The sequence below is a fragment of the Micromonospora sp. CPCC 206171 genome (assembly GCF_036906755.1).
GTDB classification, from domain to species: Bacteria; Actinomycetota; Actinomycetes; order Mycobacteriales; family Micromonosporaceae; genus Micromonospora; species Micromonospora purpureochromogenes.
Genome location: NZ_JBAKHT010000005.1, coordinates 210,712 through 227,993, shown reverse-complemented (window position 1 = coordinate 227,993; position 17,282 = coordinate 210,712). Strand labels below are relative to the sequence as shown.

Below are 17,282 nucleotides of genomic sequence, written 5' to 3'. Positions count from 1 at the left end.
GTCACGCCGGTACGGCCTCGATCCCCGGCCGGGGACCGTGCGGGACCGGTCAGGAGCGGGTGGCGCGGCGGCGCAGCAGGGCGGCGCCGAGCCCGGCCACCACCAGCCCGGCGACGACCAGCCAGGGCCAGACCGGCGTGCCGTCGTCGTCGGATCGGGCAGCCGGGACGGCCGGACCGGCCGTCGTCGCGGCGCCCGTCGGCGGCAACGCCGTCCCGACGGACGGCGACGGGGCCGCCGAGGACGGCGACGGCGACGGCGAGGCCGGATCGGCCGGCGTGCCGGTGGTGAGGGTGAAGCGCACCTCCCCCTTCACCGGATGGCCGTCGCTGGACGAGAGCTGGTAGCCGACGATGTAGAGGCCGGCCTTTCCGGGCTTGAACGGCACGGCGACCCGGCTGCCGGCGAAGCGCGGCGCGGCGCCGGCGGCCGGCACGTTGTCCGGCCCGACCACTGTGATCTTCGTCGTAGCCGGGTCGACCCTGGACAGAAAACGCAGCTCGATCCGGGCGGGCGCCGCGGCGACCCGCGCGCCGTCGGCCGGGTCGCTGCCGGTCAGCGAGTTGTGCGCGGCTGCCGGCGTCGCCGGCAGCAGCAACGACACACCGAGCGCCACGCCCGTAACCGCTAGCGAGGTACGCGCCGTACGTGCGACCCTGCCCCCCATGAACCCCTCCGCAAAGGTACGATCCGCCCGCTGATCAACGGCTGACCATTAGTCGGGCCCGGATCGCAGATAGTTCCAGATAATGGTCCAGCAGCTGCAACCTAGCGCCGTTCTGCGGAGTCTTTGAGATGGGGGATCCCCGGCCTGCGGGCATGGTCACCGCCATCGACGACCAACGCGTGACCCTGCAGCACAGCCATCCATCGAACGGGGCGAGGAGGCGGCGATGGTCGGAAGGGTGAGGCGGCTGCTCGGCGTGGTGGCCGCGATGGCGGCAGCCGTGGTGCTCAGCATCGGGATGGCCGCGCCCGCGCAGGCCACCGGCGTGGAACGGGCCGCCCCGAAGCCGCCCCCGGCCGGGGTGGACATCACCGGCGACGGGCTGACCGAGCCGCTGCGGCTGCGCGCCGACAGCCAGCCGGCCCACGTGCTCGCGGTGATCGACCAGGTCAACTGGTTCGGCCGCAGCGGCGCCGCCGCCGGTCCCAAGCCCGCCGACCTCGGTCCGAAGTACACGATCGTGGTGCTCGCCGGGGACGTGCCGAAGCAGACCTTCGACCTCTACCCGCTGGCCAAGGGCGGGCCCCGGGCCTACCGGCCGGCCAAGCAGCCGGACTCCCGCAAGACCAGCGCCGGCTGGTTCCTCGGCCGGCTCAACATGTCGGAGACGCTGCGTACCGCCGGGGTGCCGCTGGAGCGGCAGTTCGACACGGTCAGCGGCGGCGTCGGCGGCGGTGAGCGGGTCATCCCGGAGGACGCCCTCGACCCGGGCCGGGACATCGACGCCGCGATCAGCGAGTTGCAGCGCCTGCTGCTGCTGAACGCGGGGGTGATGCTGGTGATCACCTCCGGGCTGGCCGGGATCGCGCTGCTGGTCCGCCGCCGTACCCGCTGAGCCGTCCACCCGGGCGGCGCAGACCTCCGGCAGGCTCAGACCTCCAGCACCACCTTGCCGCGGACGTGCCCCGCTGCCACCAGGCGCTGCGCGTCCGCGGCCCGCGCCAGGGGGAACGTCCGTTCGACGTGCACGGTCAGCCGGCCGGCGTCGACCAGCCCGGCCAGCACGGTGAGGTCCTGGGTGGACGGTTTGACGAAGACGTAGCTGCCGCCGAGCCGGGTCACGTGCTCCGGGTCGGCGGTGGAGATCAGCCGGGCCGGGCGGGCGAGCAGCGCGGCGGAGACGTCCAGCGCCTCCCCGCCGAACAGGTCCAGCGCCACGTCGATCCCGTCGGGCGCGACCGCGCAGAGCCGGTCGGCCAGGCCGGCACCGTAGCTGACCGGCTCCGCGCCGAGCGCGCGGACGAAGTCGTGGTTGGCCTCGCTCGTCGTGCCGATCACCCGGTCGGCGCCGAGCGCCCGGGCCACCTGCACCGCCAGGTGACCGACCCCGCCCGAGGCCCCGTGCACCAGCACGGTGTCCCCCGCGCCGGTGCGCGCCGCCTGCAACGCCTGGTACGCGGTGAGCCCGGCCAGCGGCAGGCCGGCGGCCTCCGCCCAGGTCGCCTGCGACGGCTTGTCGGCCAGGCAGCGCTCGGGGGCCGGGACGAGTTCGGCGTACGTGCCGTACTGGAGGTCGTCGCGACGGACGTACCCGATCACCTCGTCGCCGACCGCGAACCCGGCCACCGCCGGTCCCAAGGCGACCACCTCGCCAGCGGCGTCCCAGCCGGGTACCAGCGGGAAGTGACCGGGGATCGCGGCGGCCAGGTGGCCCTCGCGGACCTTCCAGTCGACCGGGTTCACGCCCGCCGCGCGCACCCGCACCAGCACCGTGTCGGGGCCCACCGGCGGGTCCGGCAGGTCTCGTAGGGCGAGCTGGTCGGCCGGGCCGTACGCGTCGATCGCGATCGCCTTCACCCTGCCCACGCTAACGGCCGGACGGCCGCCGGGTGGTCAGCACCAGCGGTGCGGGGGCCGCTCCCGGCGGTCGGGGCGGCGGCTGGGGCGGACCGGACCGTGCCGGTGCGCGCCGGCCCAGCCGGCCAGGTCGCTGCGGCAGGCCCGGGGGGTGGTCGGGTCGGGCTCGCCGGACGCGGCCGGGTCGCCGACCGGCGGGCGCGGGCCCGCCTCGACGCCGCGCGGCCGGGACGGCACCGCCTCCGGCGTCGCCGGTTCGGCGGGCCGCTGCCGGGGCACCGCCACCTCGTCGTCGGCCCGCTCGGGCGGCCGGCCGGCCTGCTCGGTCGGGCAGGGCACCGCCGCGAGCCGGCGGTGGGGCCGCAGCGGCCCCTGCTGCTCGTGGTTGCCGAGCCGGCAGGGCTCGCCCTGGGCGCAGCCGTGTTCGGCCTCCCCGTGCGCCATCCCGGTCTCCTCACGCTCGCGTCGCGCGCCGGGAAATCGCCCCGGCGCCCACGTCACCGTACTGGCCGGCACCGACGCCGTGTGCAGCGCGTACCCGGGTGTCAGCGCTTCGGGCGGCGCGGAAAGATCGTCTCCCAGACCGGGAAGGCGACCAGCCAGATCACGATGACCACCGTGAGGGTGCGGATCCAGTTCACCAGCTCGCGGGTGCGCTCGGCGTCGTCGACGTAGCTGATCGCCGCGCCGAGCAGGGCGCACGAGATCGCCCAGCCGAGCAGCGCCTTGCCCCACTCCCGCCACTCGTGGCGGGTGCGGGCCGGACCGTGCCGGGGCGGCCGGACCGGCGGCGGCCCGCCGGCGAAGCGGTGGGCGAAGCGCTGATCGGCCCAGCGGACCATCGAGTGGCCGAACGCCACCGAGAAGCCGAGGTACGCCGCCGCCAGCCCGTGGGTGACGTTCGCGGTGGCGCCCCGGCGCAGGTCCAGCACCGTCGCCACCAGCAGCACCAGGTCGACCAGGGGCACACCGACCAGCAGCGCCGCGCCCAGCCGTGGCCGGCGCAGCAGGTAGCGGGCGACCAGTCCGGCGCCGAGCAGCACCCAGAACCCGACCTCGCACGCGGCGATCACCGCCAGCAGCATCCGTACCTCCCCGTCGTCGGTGTCCAGCGTCCCCGGGGCGGGACGGCGCCGCCTCGACGGCGGGAACGAGATGCGGGTCCATCCTTCGACGGACCCGGCGGGACGGCGCCGGCCGGGTACCTCCTTCGGCGGAGACGTCGGCGCGCGGGCTCCTCCCGCGGGCGGAGGGCGGGCGGCGCGGGGTGTGGTGGGATCGGGTCATGCGGACGCCGGCCTGGATCGGCTCCGGCACGCCCGGGCGCGACCTGGCGCTGGCCGGGGCTTCGCTCGCCGGTGGCCTGGTCCTCTACGGCATCGGGTTCCAGCCCCAGTTCCCCTGGCGGCCGCCGGTGCCGGAGGCGTTGTTCCTGGCGCCGCTGGCGGTGATCTGCGTGGCGGTCGGGCTGCGCCGGGCGGCTCCCCGGACCAGCCTGGCCCTCGGCACCGGCGCGGTGCTGGCCGACACGGCGCTCGGGGTGTCGCTGGGCACCGCCCTGATCTACACCCAGGTGCTCTACGACGCCTGCGTGTACGGCCCGTCCCGGCTGTGGCGGTGGCTGCTGGGGGCCACGGTCGGGCTGAGCGCGGCCGGCGCGGCGGTCGGCGCGCTGCGGTGGGGTTGGCGCGGCGTCGCCGCCGGGGTGCCGTTCGTGCTGGCCGGAGTGCTGCCCGTGCTCACCGGGGTCAGCGTGCGCCAGTACCGCGACCAGGCGGCGGCGGAGCGGGCCCGGGCCGAGCAGACCGCCCGGCTGGCCGAGCTGGACCGTCGGCAGGCGGTGCTCGCCGAGCGGGCGCGGATGGCCCGGGAGCTGCACGACGTGGTGGCCAACCACCTCAGCGCGGTGGCCCTGCACGCCACCGCGGTCCTCTCCGCGCCCGGGCTGGACCGCGACCGGGTGGACGCGGCGCTGCGGGTGATCCGGGAGAGCAGCGTGCAGGGCATGGCCGAGATGCGCCAGCTGATCGGCCTGCTCCGGGGCCCGGCCGGCGAGGACCCGGCCGAGGGCCCGACCCGGGTACGCCTCGACGAGCTGGACCGGCTGATTGCGCGGATGCGGGCGGCCGGGCTGGCGGTGCACGCCACCGTCACCGGGACACCCCGGCCGCTGCCGGTCGGGGTCGACCTGGCGGCGTACCGGATCGTGCAGGAGTCGTTGACCAACGCGCTGCGGCACGGCGCGGGCGCGGCGGAGCTCAGCGTGGCGTACGAGCCGGCGGAGGTGGTGGTGACGGTGGAGAACCCGATCGGCGGCGGGAACGGGCGGCTGCCGGGCGCCGGCGCCGGACTGATCGGCATGCGGGAACGGGCGGCGCTGCTGGACGGGCGGTTCTCCGCCGGGCCGCACGACGGGCGGTGGCGGGTGGTGGCCGCCCTGCCCACCGGGGCGTCCGGGTGACCGCCGGGGTGCGGGTGGTGCTCGCCGACGACCAGGCGGCGGTGCGGGCCGGACTGACGCTGATCCTGTCGAGCGCCCCGGAGATCGATGTGGTCGGCGAGGCGGGGGACGGCGAGGAGGCGGTACGGCTCTGCCGCGAGCTGCGCCCGGACGTGGCCGTGCTGGACGTCCGGATGCCCCGGCTCGACGGGATCTCCGCCACCCGGGAGATCGTCGCCGATCAGCTGGCCGACGTGCTGGTGCTCACCACCTTCGACCTCGACGAGTACGTCTTCGCCGCGCTGCGGGCCGGCGCGGCGGGCTTCCTGCTCAAGGACACCGACGCGGCGGGGCTGGTGGCGGCGGTGCGGACCGTCGCGCGGGGCGAGGGGATCATCGCCCCGGCGGTGACCCGCCGGCTGATCACGGCGTTCGCCCGCAGCGCTCCGGCCGCGCCGGCGGCCGCCCGGTCGGCGGTGGCGGCCCTGACCCCCCGGGAGCGCGACGTGCTGGCCTGTCTCGGTGCCGGGCTGTCCAACCAGCAGATCGCGCAGCGACTGGCGATGGCGGAAAGCACCACCAAGACCCACGTGAGCCGGATCCTGGCGAAACTGGAGCTGCGCAGCCGGGTGCAGGCGGCCATCCTGGCCCAGGAGCTGGGGCTGACCGCGCCCCGGTGACCGCCCGGCGTGGATGGCCAGGTCAGCACATGTCAGGCTGGACCGGTGAGCGAGCCGGGCGGGATGGAGCTGTCGGCCACGCTCCGCCGGATCGAACGGGCGGCGGGGGCGTTGGCCACCGCCAGCGTGGCCCGGATGGACGAGAGCCTGCCCTGGTTCCGGGAGCTCCCGGCCGACCAGCGCTCCTGGGTCATGCTGGTGGCCCAGGCCGGGGCCCGGTCCCTGGTGCAGTGGCTGCGCTCGGGCGGCGGCAGCGCGGACAGCACCCAGGAGGTCTCCGACGAGGTCTTCGCCACCGCGCCGGAGGCCCTCGCGCGCTCGATCAGCCTCCAGCAGACGGTGGCGCTGATCAAGGTGACCATCGACGTGGTCGAGGAGCAGGTGTCGCACCTGGCCGCCCCGGGCGAGGAGCAGCAGCTGCGCGAGGCGGTGCTGCGGTTCTCCCGGGAGATCGCCTTCGCCGCCGCCCGGGTGTACGCCCGGGCCGCCGAGTCCCGCGGGTCGTGGGACGCCCGGCTCCAGGCGCTGCTGGTCGACGCGCTGCTGCGCGGCGACTCCCCCGACGTGCTGGCCAGCCGAGCGGCGGCACTGGGCTGGTCGGACGCGCCGCCGGTGGCGGTGGCGGTGGGCCGCTCCCCCGGCGGGGAGGTGGCCGCCGTGCTGCACACCGTCTACCGGCAGGCCCGCCGGATCGGCGTGGAGGTGATCGGCGGCGTGCACGGCGACCGGCTCGTCATCGTGCTCGGCGGGGCGGCGGACCCGCTGGCCGCCACCGAGAAGCTGCTGCCCGCGTTCGGCGAGGGGCCTGTGGTGGTGGGGCCGGCCGTACCCAGCCTGGACGAGGCGACGGAGTCGGCGCGGGCGGCGCTCGCCGGGTTCCGCGCCGCGCCGGCCTGGCCGACCGCGCCGCGCCCGGTGTCGGCGGCGGAGCTGCTGCCCGAGCGCGCCCTCGCCGGGGACGCCGAGGCCCGCCGGCGGCTGCGGCACGACGTCTACGCGGCGCTGGTGCGCGCCGGGGGCGAGCTGCTGGAGACCCTGGACGCCTTCTTCACCGCGGGCGGGACGCTGGAGAGCGCGGCCCGGTCGCTGTTCGTGCACCCGAACACGGTCCGTTACCGGCTGCGCCGGATCGCCGAGGTCACCGGCTTCTCGCCGCTGTCGCCCCGGGACGCGTTCGCCCTCCAGGTGGCGTTGACCGTCGGGCGGCTCGACCCGGTCGTCCCGGCGGTCCCTGCCGTCCCGACCCAGACAATGACCCCAGGCGTCAGGAAAACCTCACAGACGGGTGATGACCGCCATTGATTTTTGTAGGATCCCTCCAAAGGTTCTAGTGCGGTTTGGTCGGTGCCGACACAGCGCTACCCGGAGGTATCCAGGAGAGTCATAGACGTGCTCGCCGTACTCTCTCCCGGCCAGGGTTCCCAGAAACCCGGCTTCCTGACTCCCTGGCTCGACCTGCCCGGCACCGAGGCCCGCCTGCGGTGGTGGTCCGCGCTCGCCGGGGTCGACCTGGTGCACCTCGGCACCCAGGCCGACGCCGACGAGATCAAGGACACCGCCCGGACGCAGCCGCTGCTGGTCGCGGCGGCCCTGCTCGCCGCCGAGCACCTGCCGATGTACGACGTCGCGGTCACCGCCGGCCACAGCGTCGGCGAGCTGGGCGCCGCCGCCCTCGCCGGGGTGCTCCCGGCCGAGGCGGCGATCACCCTCGCCGGGGTACGCGGCCGGGAGATGGCCGCCGCCTGCGCCCTGGAGCCCACCGGGATGGCCGCCGTGCTCGGCGGCGACCCGGACGAGGTGCTCGCCGCGATCACGGCGCACGGGCTGCACCCGGCCAACCGCAACGGCGCCGGCCAGATCGTCGCCGCCGGGGCGCTCGACGCGCTGGACAAGCTCGCCGCCGAGCCGCCCGCGAAGGCCCGGATCACCCGGCTCAAGGTCGCCGGCGCCTTCCACACCCCGTACATGGCCCCGGCCGAGGCCGCGCTGGCCGGTGTGGCCGCCGGGATCACCCCGGCCGAGCCGGCCCGGATCCTGCTGTCCAACCTCGACGGTTCGGCGGTCAACCACGGCCGGGAGATGGTGCAGCGGCTGGTCCGCCAGGTCACCGCGCCGGTCCGCTGGGACCTGTGCATGCGCACCCTGGCCGACCTCGGGGTCACCGGCGTGGTCGAGCTGCCCCCGGCCGGCACCCTGGCCGGGCTGCTCAAGCGGGAGCTGAAGGCCACCGGCGTCCCCGAGATCGTCACCCTCAACACCCCCGACGACCTACCGGCCGCGCGGGACCTGATCGCCCGGCACAGCGGGCTGCGCGGCCACGAGCCGGTGGTCCAGTTCCGGGTGGTGGTCTCCCCCGCCGCCGGGACCTTCGAACCGGCCGCCGACCTCGCTGAGGGCGCCGACCTGCGCACCGGCCAGGTGATCGGCCACATCGCGACCCGGCAGGGGCCGGTCGAGGTGACCGCGCACGACAGCGGCCTGCTCACCGAGTGGCTCGCCCACCACGACGACCCGGTCGCGCCGGGCCAACCCCTCGCCCGCATCGGAGGCCATGTATGACCGGCAGTCGGATCCTCGCGATGGGCCACTACCAGCCCTCCCGCGTCGTCACCAACGACGACATCGCCCAGCTCGTCGACACCAACGACGAGTGGATCCGGGACCGGGTCGGCATCGTCACCCGGCGGATCGCCGACGGGGAGACGGTGGCCGACATGGCGACCGCCGCCGCCGGCAAGGCGTTGGCCAACTCCGGCCTCACCGCCGCCGACATCGACCTGGTCGTCGTGGCCACCTGCACGTCGATCGACCGCAGCCCGAACGTGGCCTGCCGGGTCGCCGCCAAGCTGGGCATCGCCGCCCCGGGCGCGTACGACATCAACACCGCCTGCTCCGGCTTCGCGTACGCCCTCGGCACCGTGGACCACGCGATCCGGGCCGGGGCGGCGCGCAACGCGATCGTCGTCGGCGCGGAGAAGCTCTCCGACTTCACCGACTGGACCGACCGCTCCACCTGCATCATCTTCGGCGACGGCGCCGGGGCCGCGGTGGTCACCGCCGCCGCCGAGGGCGAGCCCGCCGGGGTCGGCCCGGTGGTCTGGGGCTCGGTGCCGGAGAAGAGCGACGCGGTACGCATCGAGGGCTGGCGCCCGTACATCGCGCAGGAGGGTCAGGCGGTCTTCCGCTGGGCCACCACCGCGCTGGCGCCGCTCGCCCTGCAGGCCTGCGAGCGGGCCGGGGTCGACCCGTCGGAGCTGGCCGCGTTCGTGCCGCACCAGGCCAACGCGCGGATCATCGACGGCATCGCGAAGCGGCTGAACATCCCGCAGGCGATCATCGCCAAGGACATCGTCGAGTCCGGCAACACCTCGGCGGCGAGTGTGCCGCTGGCCCTGTCCAAGCTGATCGAACGGCGCGAGGTGCCCTCGGGCGCCCCGGTGCTGCTGTTCGGCTTCGGCGGCGGCCTGACCTACGCCGGTCAGGTCGTCCGCTGCCCCTGAGACCCCCTCCGGCGCGCCAGCGCCGAGGAGCGGTGGTCGGCACGTCGCCGGCCGCCGAGTAACCCCCGATGAGAGGAACCAACCGAAATGACCCGTGACGAGATCACCACCGGCCTCGCCGAGATCCTCGAAGAGGTTGCCGGGGTGAACCCGGACGACGTGGCCGAGGGGAAGTCCTTCACCGACGACCTCGACGTCGACTCGCTCTCCATGGTGGAGGTCGTGGTGGCGGCCGAGGAGAAGTTCGGCGTCAAGATCCCGGACAACGAGGTGCAGAACCTCAAGACCGTCGGCGACGCCGTCACCTACATCGCGGCGCAGTCCTGATCATGAGTCGCATCGACGTCGTCGTCACCGGGCTCGGCGCGACCACCCCGCTGGGCGGGGACGTCGCGTCGACCTGGGACGCCATGCTCGCCGGCCACTCCGGGGTGAGTGCGCTCACCCAGGAGTGGGCCGGGCAGCTGCCGGTCCGGATCGCGGCTCAGCTGGCGGTCGACCCGGCCGGCCTGCTGGACCGGGTCAAGCTCCGTCGGCTCGACCGTTCCGAGGCGATCGCGATCATCGCGGCGCAGCAGGCCTGGGCGGACGCCGGCCTGGCCGACTCCGGGCCCGACCCGGACCGGCTGGGCGTCAGCGTCGGCTCCGGCATCGGCGGCGCGCTGACCCTGCTCGCCCAGGACGACATCCTGGAGGCGTCCGGCCCGCGCCGGGTCTCCCCGCACACCATCCCGATGCTGATGCCCAACGGCCCCGCCGCCTGGGTGGGGCTGGAGCTGGGCGCCCGGGCGGGCGTCCACTCGGTGGCCAGCGCCTGCGCGACCGGCGCGGAGGCCATCGCGCTCGGCATGGACATGATCCGTGCCGGCCGGGCCGACGTGGTGGTGGCCGGCGGCACCGAGGCGGTCATCCACCAGCTGCCGATCGCCGGGTTCAGCTCGATGCGGGCCATGTCGACCCGCAACGACGAGCCGGAGCGGGCCTCCCGCCCCTGGGACAAGGGCCGCGACGGGTTCGTGCTCGGCGAGGGCGCCGGCATCCTGGTGCTGGAGCGGGCCGAGCACGCGGCCGCCCGGGGCGCCCGGGTGTACGCGCGATTGGCCGGTTCGGGCATCACCTCCGACGGCTACGACATCGTCCAGCCGCACCCGGACGGTGCGGGAGCGATCCGGGCCATCGCCAAGGCGATCGCCGACGCGGACGTGGCGAAGTCCGACATCGTGCACGTCAACGCGCACGCCACCTCGACGCCGGTCGGCGACATCGCCGAGATCAAGGCGCTGCACGAGGCGCTCGGCGACCACCCGGTGCTGACCGCCACCAAGTCCATGACCGGTCACCTGCTCGGCGCGGCGGGCGCGCTGGAGTCGATCGCCACGATCCTGGCGATCCGCGACGGTGTCGTACCCCCGACGATCAACCTCGACGACCCGGACGACGGCCTCACTCTGGAGGTGGCCGCCAACAAGGCGCGCCACATGGACATCCCCGCCGCGCTGAACAACTCGTTCGGCTTCGGCGGACACAACGTGGCTCTCGTCTTCACGCGGGCCTGAGACCACAGCCTTGGAGGCTCACGTGACCACCACCGCCGTTGGTGCGGACGCATCCACCGTGGACTACCGGGATCCGGAGCTGCGCCTCCGGGCCCTGTTCGACGCCGGTTCGCTGCGCCTGCTGGCACCGCGGGACACCTCCGGCGTCCTCTGGGCGCGCGGTGAGATCGACGGCACGCCGGCGATCGCGTACGCCACGGACGCCACGAAGATGGGCGGCGCGATGGGCACCGAGGGGTGCCGGCACATCGTCGACGCGATCGACACCGCCGTCCGGGAGCGGGTGCCGGTGCTCGGCCTCTGGCACTCCGGCGGTGCCCGGCTGGCCGAGGGCGTGGTCGCGCTCGACGCCGTCGGGCAGGTCTTCGCCGCCATGGTGCGCGCCTCCGGCCGGGTGCCGCAGATCTCGGTGGTGCTCGGTCCGGCGGCCGGTGGTGCGGCGTACGGGCCGGCGCTGACCGACATCGTGGTGATGAGCGGCGCCGGGCGGATCTTCGTCACCGGCCCCGAGGTGGTCCGCAGCGTCACCGGCGAGCAGGTCGACATGGAGCGGCTCGGCGGCCCCGAGCCGCACGGCCGGCGCTCCGGTGTGGTGCACGTGACCTGCGCCGACGACGAGGCGGCGATGGTCGAGTCGCGCAAGCTCGCCGCGCTGCTCGGCCGCCAGGGCCGGCTCTCCCCCGACGACGTGGCGACCGGCGTCGAGGACGGGCACGACCTGCTGGCGAAGATGCCGGCCGAGACCAACCGGGCGTACGACGTCAAGCCGGTGGTCAAGGCGCTGCTGGACGCCCCCGGCGTGGAACTGCACGCCAAGTGGGCGCCGAACGTGGTCACCACGCTCGGCCGGTTCGCCGGCCGGACCGTCGGCGTGATCGCCAACAACCCGCTGCGGCTGGGCGGCTGCCTCGACGCGTCCAGCGCCGAGAAGGCGGCCCGCTTCGTGCGGATGTGCGACTCGCTCGGGGTGCCGCTGATCGTGCTGGTCGACGTGCCCGGTTACCTGCCCGGCCTGGGTCAGGAGTGGGACGGCGTGGTCCGGCGCGGGGCGAAGCTGCTGCACGCCTTCGCCGAGGCGGTGGTGCCGCGGGTGACCCTGGTGACCCGCAAGGCGTACGGCGGGGCGTACATCGCGATGAACTCCCGCTCGCTCGGCGCGACCGCGGTGTTCGCCTGGCCGACCGCGGAGGTCGCGGTGATGGGCGCCAGCGCGGCGGTCAACATCCTGCACCGCAAGAAGCTCGCCGCCGCCCCGGCGGAGGAGCGCGAGACGCTGCGCGCGCAGCTGATCGAGGAGCAGACCCGGGTCGCCGGCGGGGTGAACCGGGCGCTGGAGATCGGCGTGGTGGACGACGTGATCAAGCCGGAGGAGACTCGGCGCCGGATCGCCGAGGCGCTCGCCGGGGCACCCGCCGCACGGGGCGCCCACGGCAACATCCCGCTGTAGCACCGGTCGTACCGGTCAGGGTCCGCGCCATCCCGGCGCGGACCGTGACCGCGTCTCGGTCGGCTCGCGCCCCCCTTTGTTGATCGACTTCGGGTTGCCGGAACGGCGGCATCGCCGCGAGCAGGACACCGCCATGTCGCCGGAACAGAGTCGATCACGTCACCGACCGGCCGGCTGCCATGCGGGCCGCTAGGGTGGGGGCCGCCGAACCCGCGAGGAGCACGCCGTGGAAGCGACGGAGATCCGTAAGCTCGCCGCGCTCGAGGACACCCACTGGTGGTACCGCGAGCGGCGGGCCCTGCTGGCCCGGTCGCTGCGCCGGCTGGCCGCCGCCGGGGCGCGACCCGGGCGGGCGCTGGACGTCGGCGCGGCCGGCGGCGGCAACACCCGGGTGCTGCGGGCGCACGGGTGGCGCCCGCTGGCCCTGGAGTACAGCGCCGAGGGCGCCGGGGTGGCCCGGGAACGCGGGCTCGACGTGATCCGGGCCGACGCCCGGCACCTGCCCGTCGGATCGGCGACCCTCAGCCTGGTGGTCGCCTTCGACATCCTCGAACACTTCGACGAGGACCACCTCGCCGCCGCCGAGATCCGCCGCACGCTGCGCCCCGGCGGGACGGCCCTGATCGCGGTGCCCTGCGACATGGCGCTCTGGTCGGCCCACGACGTGGCGGTCGGACACGTTCGTCGGTACGAGCGGGAGTCGCTGCGGGCGGTGGTGGAGAAGGCCGGCCTGGTGGTCGACGAGCTGTGGAGCTGGAACGTGCTGCTGCGCCCGGTCGCCGCCTGGCGGCGCCGCACCTCCACCGGCAGCGACCTGGGCGACCTGCACCCGCTGGTCAACCTGGGGCTGCGCACGGTCGTCACCGCCGAGCGGTACCTGCCGGTGCGGTCGCTGCCCGGGGTCTCGCTGATGCTCCGCGCCCACCGCCCGACCTGAGCCACTGACCCACGGTGGAGTCGCCGTCCGCTAGCATCTGCCGGCCGTCGCATCGACGGCTCGAGATTCGACGGGGGACGTGACAGATGATTCGACGGGTGGCCGTACTGGCCGCGCTGACCCTGACCGTGGCGACCGGCTGCGCCGAGGACGCGACGGAACCCGCCGTGGCGCCGTCGCCGTCGCCGTCGGCCAGCCCGACCGCCTCGCCGCTCGCCGCCGGTCCACCCTGGTACGACGAGGTCGCCCCGGCCGCCGCCCGCACCACGGTCGGCCCGAAGGGCAGCACCTGCCCGCTGCCGATCACCTTCTCGGTGCCGGCGAAGTGGAAGGTCAAGGCGGTGACCGCCGGTACGGACTTCCGGATCGGGCCGGCCGTGCTGCTCTGCGAGATCGACGCGAAGCCGGCCGGGCAGATCGGTTTCCTGCGGGTCTGGCGGGTCGAGGGGGCGACGCCCCGGACGCCGCAGATCACCCTGGACAAGTTCATCGACGACTACGGCCCGGCCGAGGAGCGGCAGTACCGGCGCACCAAGGCCGGTCCGCTGGACTCGTTCGAGGCGACCTGGACCGGAGACGACGGCCGCAAGCGGGCGATCCTGGTCTCCAGCCTGTACGGCAAGATCCTGGTCACCCTGGGCGGGTCGGACGACGAGGAGTTCGAGGCGATGCTCCCGGCGTACCAGCTGGTCAAGTCGAGCACCAACCTGCCGAAGTGACCGCCGGGCGCCCGGCCCGCCGGGGCGGGCCGGGCGTCAGCGCAGGCGGTAGACGGCCAGCCGGGCGTTCTCATAACGCAGGTCGGCCAGCTCGGCCAGGTCCGGGGACTCCGGGTCCACCGTGCGGTCGACCACCAGCCAGCGCACGCCGTACCGGTCGCGCAGCTCGGCCAGTCCGGCGGCGGTGGGCGCGGTGAACGCGGCGTCGTTGGCGCGCAGCCGCTCGGCGTCCCAGAACGGGGCGTACGGGCCCTGGGGCAGGCCCACCATCCGGGGCGCGAACGCCCAGCCCTCCACCAGCACCGGCCGCTCGGCGTAGCCGCTGAGCCAGAACGAGCGGGCGTCGCACCAGCCGCTCACCACCGCCCGGCAGTGCACGTTGGTCGCCAGCACGTCCTCCGGCGCGCTGTGCGCGCGCACCCAGCGGGCCGCCTGCACCCGGGACGCCGGCATCCGCTCCACCGCGTACGCCCCGCCGTTGGTGAAGTACCGGGCCGCCGAGGCGTCGAGCACCAGGCCCGGCGCGCCGGCCACCAGCACGGCGGTGAGCAGCACCAGCGGGCCGCGGCCGGCCAGCCCGGGCCAGCGGTCGACCAGACCCGGCCAGAGCAGGGCCACCAGGACGATCGCCACCAGCAGGGCCGCCGCCCAGCAGAGCAGCGGCAGCACCGCGGCGTACGGCCGGTCCGGCGGCACGGTCGCCGGGAAGCGCAACTGGTACGCGGTCAGCGCCAGCGCGAGGCCGGTCGCGCCCGCGCCGAGCAGTACCCGTCCCCGCGTCGTGAGCGCGGCCCGGTCCAGCAACTCGACGAAGCCCCACCCGGACAGCAGGACCCCGAAGGCGAAGCCGGTCCGGGTGAAGTACTGGTTGCTGCTGCCCGGGTGGGCGACCAGCAGGTAGACCGCCGGACCGGCCAGCGCCCCGCCGAGCAGGAAGACCTGCGCCGGCTCCAGCCGCCACCGGCGCAGCCTCAGCAGCGCCACCACGCCGGCGAGGCGGAGCTGGAGGTTGAGCAGGAAGGCGACCAGGACCCCGGCCCAGAGCAGCGCGGTCACCGGGCCCGAGTGCCCCTCGCCGACGTACGGGCGCAGCCCGGAGAAGGGCTCCACGGTCACGCCGTGGCTCTCGAAGGCGAAGAGGACGGCGGTGGCGAACAGCTGCGCCGCCAGGGCCAGCGCCGCCGCGACGAGCACCGGCCGGGGCGGCCGCCGCCGGGTCACCAGCAGCACGGCGACGGTGAACGCCAGCGCGGCCAGCACCACCGGAACCGAGCTGGCCTTGGCCCCGGTGGAGGCGGCGAGCAGCAGGACCGCCAGCACCCAGGCGCCCCGGCCCACCGGCGGGACCGTGCTGCCCCGGGCCCGGCCGACGATCTCGGCCAGCACGGCGATCAGCGGCAGCAGCAGCACCCAGCTGTACGTCATCGACGGGCTGCCCCAGACGATGAAGGTGACCTGGCTGCCGAAGAGCTGCCGCAGCCCGTTCTCGAAGCCGAACTCCCCGACGGTGAACATCAGTCCGGCGGCGACCACCCCGGCGTACGGCCGGCCGGTGACCCGCCAGCCGACCACCGCGACCAGCACGGCGGCGAGCGCGCAGAGCGCCGGCACGGCGAGCCGGAAGAAGACCGTGGGCAGGTCGACGCCGCTGACCATGCTGGCCGCCGCGAGGTGGGCGAAGCCGAACCAGTGGTAGTGCAGCGGCTCGCCGGCGACCTGGGGAACCTCCGGAGGCACCTGGTGGGTGGCCGCGCCGGCCAGCGAGAGCTGGAACGCCAGGTCGATGTACTGGGCCTGCCCCTCGTCGGCGGGCAGCACCGGGTTGACCCGCAGGAACGACTCGCTGAGGTAGAGGGTGAACCCGGCGACCACCCCGGCGAGCGACCAGGCCCAGCCGGTCGGCACCGAGGTCGTCCCGCCGGCCCGCCAGTGCCGGCGCAGCCGGGGCGCGGCGGCGTACGGCAGCAGCACCGCCACCGGCCAGAGCCGCAGCCAGCCCGGCAGGCCGGCGGCGGTGCAGGCGGCCCAGGCGGCCAACTCCAGCACCAGTCCGAGGGCGCTGCCCATCGCCACGTCCTCGACCAGGGTGTGCGGCCGGCGGCGCAGCGTGCGCCAGAGCAGCGTGCCGGGCAGCGCCACGGCGAGCGCGGCGTAGAGCGTGTAGCGGAGCAGGTCCGCCGCGGGGGTGCCGGTGGCGAGCAGGGTGACCGCGACGACGGCGTACCCGGACAGGGCCGGCGCGAAGCGGGCCGGAGCCGGCCGGCGGCGCGGCACGGCGGCGGCGCGGGCGGCGTCGCCGGTGGCGAGGGCGGTCACCGCAGGCTGTCGGCCAACTCGCCCGCGCCCGTCGGGCCGGCGGCGTCCACCCCGGCCGCGGGGCCGTCGGCGCCGTCGGCGATGTCGGGGCTGTCAGGGCCGTCGGCGATGTCGGTGCTGTCCGGGCTGTCGGCGCTGTCCGGGCTGTGGGCGCTGTCCGGGCTGTGGGCGCTGTCGGCGGCGACGAAGTACGCCGGCCGACCCTGCACGGCGGTGTAGATTCGGGCCACGTACTCGCCGAGCAGGCCGAGGCAGAGCAGTTGCACGGCGCCGAGGAAGAGCACCGCCACGTAGAGCGAGGGCCAGCCGGAGACCGTGGACCCGGCCAGCCAGGCGACGACGGCCACCACCACCAGCACCCCGCAGACCGCCACCCCGGCCAGCCCGAGCCAGGTGGCGAAGCGCAGCGGCGCGGCGGAGAAGCTGGTGACGCTCTCGGCGGCCAGCCCGGCCATCCGGGACAGCGGGTACTTCGTCCGCCCGGCGGCCCGCTCGTCGCGCTGGTAGGCGACCTCGCCGCTGGGGAAGCCGAGCCAGGGCACCACCAGCCGCAGCACCGGGCTGCGCTCGGGCAGCTCCCGCAGCGCCTCGACGGCGGCGCGGCTGAGCAGCCGGAAGTCACCGGCCTGGGCGGGCACCTGCTTGCCCACCAGGCGGCGCATCAGCCGGTAGTAGCCGGCCGCGGTCCACCGCTTGAACGCGCTGTCGGTGCGGCGGTCGACCCGGACGCCGTAGACGATGTCGAGGTCGTCGGCGCGGGCGAGGCGGAGCATCTCGACGATCGCCTCGGGCGGGTCCTGGAGGTCGGCGTCGATGCTGACCACGTACCGGCCACGGGCCCGCAGCACCCCGGCGACCAGGGCCGCCTGGTGGCCGCTGTTGCGGCGCAGCCGCAGCACCCGCAGCTGGGGCCAGCCGGCGCGCAGCGCGGCCAGCGCCGCCCCGGTGCCGTCGGTGCTGCCGTCGTCGACCGCCACCACCTCGTACGCCTCGCCGAGGCCGTCGAGGACCGCGCGCATCCGCCGGGCGAACAGCGGCAGGACGCTCTCCTCGTCGAACATCGGCACCACCACCGAGAGGGCCGGCTCCGGTCGCGTCACGGCGCTCGCCCCCTCCCGCGCGTATCTCCCCTGGTGGACCACCGCACGCTATCAGCCGGACGG

At 75.4% G+C, this 17,282-nt stretch carries 17 protein-coding genes; 11 read left to right on the top strand and 6 right to left on the bottom strand.

The window, feature by feature from the left end:
• Positions 1-49: 49 nt before the first annotated feature.
• The gene (locus V6U89_RS09495) at positions 50-616 is read right to left on the bottom strand and encodes a copper resistance CopC family protein (protein WP_334570372.1); all 567 of its coding nucleotides are present in this window, start codon (positions 614-616) and stop codon (positions 50-52) included.
• 277 nt (positions 617-893) lie between these two features.
• On the opposite strand from V6U89_RS09495, the gene V6U89_RS09490 reads away from it, so the two are divergent.
• Positions 894-1,562 carry a hypothetical protein gene (locus V6U89_RS09490; protein WP_334570371.1) on the top strand — a complete coding sequence of 223 codons (669 nt, stop codon included), beginning with the start codon at positions 894-896 and terminating at the stop codon, positions 1,560-1,562.
• Between the two features lie 35 nt (positions 1,563-1,597).
• Here V6U89_RS09490 and V6U89_RS09485 read toward each other — a convergent pair whose 3' ends face one another.
• From V6U89_RS09485 to V6U89_RS09475, 3 genes are all read right to left on the bottom strand, one after another.
• Positions 1,598-2,524, bottom strand: coding sequence for an NADP-dependent oxidoreductase (locus V6U89_RS09485; protein WP_334570370.1), 927 nt, complete (start codon positions 2,522-2,524; stop codon positions 1,598-1,600).
• A 36-nt stretch (positions 2,525-2,560) separates the two neighbouring features.
• A complete protein-coding gene (locus V6U89_RS09480; protein ID WP_334570369.1) occupies positions 2,561-2,968 on the bottom strand; it encodes a hypothetical protein in 408 nt (135 codons plus the stop codon).
• Positions 2,969-3,069: 101 nt separating this feature from the next.
• Positions 3,070-3,609, bottom strand: a complete 540-nt coding sequence (locus tag V6U89_RS09475) for a hypothetical protein (protein ID WP_334570368.1) — start codon at positions 3,607-3,609, stop codon at positions 3,070-3,072.
• 200 nt (positions 3,610-3,809) lie between these two features.
• Between V6U89_RS09475 and V6U89_RS09470 the strand changes: the two genes are divergently transcribed.
• From V6U89_RS09470 to V6U89_RS09425, 10 genes are all read left to right on the top strand, one after another.
• Complete coding sequence (locus tag V6U89_RS09470; RefSeq protein WP_334570367.1) at positions 3,810-4,985, top strand: sensor histidine kinase; 1,176 nt, start codon at positions 3,810-3,812, stop codon at positions 4,983-4,985.
• Positions 4,982-5,644, top strand: a complete 663-nt coding sequence (locus tag V6U89_RS09465) for a response regulator transcription factor (protein ID WP_334570366.1) — start codon at positions 4,982-4,984, stop codon at positions 5,642-5,644. The genes V6U89_RS09470 and V6U89_RS09465 overlap by 4 nt, the downstream gene beginning before the upstream one ends.
• A 63-nt stretch (positions 5,645-5,707) precedes the next feature.
• On the top strand, positions 5,708-6,946 hold the full coding sequence (locus V6U89_RS09460; protein ID WP_334570422.1) for a PucR family transcriptional regulator: 1,239 nt from the start codon (positions 5,708-5,710) through the stop codon (positions 6,944-6,946).
• Positions 6,947-7,033: 87 nt separating this feature from the next.
• On the top strand, positions 7,034-8,203 hold the full coding sequence (locus V6U89_RS09455; protein WP_334570365.1) for an acyltransferase domain-containing protein: 1,170 nt from the start codon (positions 7,034-7,036) through the stop codon (positions 8,201-8,203).
• On the top strand, positions 8,200-9,144 hold the full coding sequence (locus tag V6U89_RS09450; RefSeq protein ID WP_334570364.1) for a beta-ketoacyl-ACP synthase III: 945 nt from the start codon (positions 8,200-8,202) through the stop codon (positions 9,142-9,144). Before V6U89_RS09455 ends, V6U89_RS09450 begins: the two co-directional genes overlap by 4 nt.
• Before the next feature lie 87 nt (positions 9,145-9,231).
• On the top strand, positions 9,232-9,471 hold the full coding sequence (locus V6U89_RS09445; protein WP_074313380.1) for an acyl carrier protein: 240 nt from the start codon (positions 9,232-9,234) through the stop codon (positions 9,469-9,471).
• 2 nt (positions 9,472-9,473) lie between these two features.
• Complete coding sequence (gene fabF, locus V6U89_RS09440; RefSeq protein ID WP_334570362.1) at positions 9,474-10,700, top strand: beta-ketoacyl-ACP synthase II; 1,227 nt, start codon at positions 9,474-9,476, stop codon at positions 10,698-10,700.
• 22 nt (positions 10,701-10,722) lie between these two features.
• A complete protein-coding gene (locus V6U89_RS09435) occupies positions 10,723-12,147 on the top strand; it encodes an acyl-CoA carboxylase subunit beta (RefSeq protein WP_334570361.1) in 1,425 nt (474 codons plus the stop codon).
• 226 nt (positions 12,148-12,373) lie between these two features.
• Complete coding sequence (locus V6U89_RS09430; protein ID WP_334570360.1) at positions 12,374-13,084, top strand: class I SAM-dependent methyltransferase; 711 nt, start codon at positions 12,374-12,376, stop codon at positions 13,082-13,084.
• 86 nt (positions 13,085-13,170) lie between these two features.
• Positions 13,171-13,803 (top strand): lipoprotein, encoded by a 633-nt coding sequence (locus V6U89_RS09425; protein ID WP_334570359.1) that lies wholly within the window; start codon positions 13,171-13,173, stop codon positions 13,801-13,803.
• Between the two features lie 36 nt (positions 13,804-13,839).
• Here the strand turns inward: V6U89_RS09425 and V6U89_RS09420 are convergent, their stop codons facing one another.
• A complete protein-coding gene (locus tag V6U89_RS09420) occupies positions 13,840-16,119 on the bottom strand; it encodes a hypothetical protein (protein WP_334570357.1) in 2,280 nt (759 codons plus the stop codon).
• Positions 16,116-17,219 carry a glycosyltransferase family 2 protein gene (locus V6U89_RS09415; protein WP_334570356.1) on the bottom strand — a complete coding sequence of 368 codons (1,104 nt, stop codon included), beginning with the start codon at positions 17,217-17,219 and terminating at the stop codon, positions 16,116-16,118. Before V6U89_RS09415 ends, V6U89_RS09420 begins: the two co-directional genes overlap by 4 nt.
• Positions 17,220-17,282 lie beyond the last annotated feature (63 nt).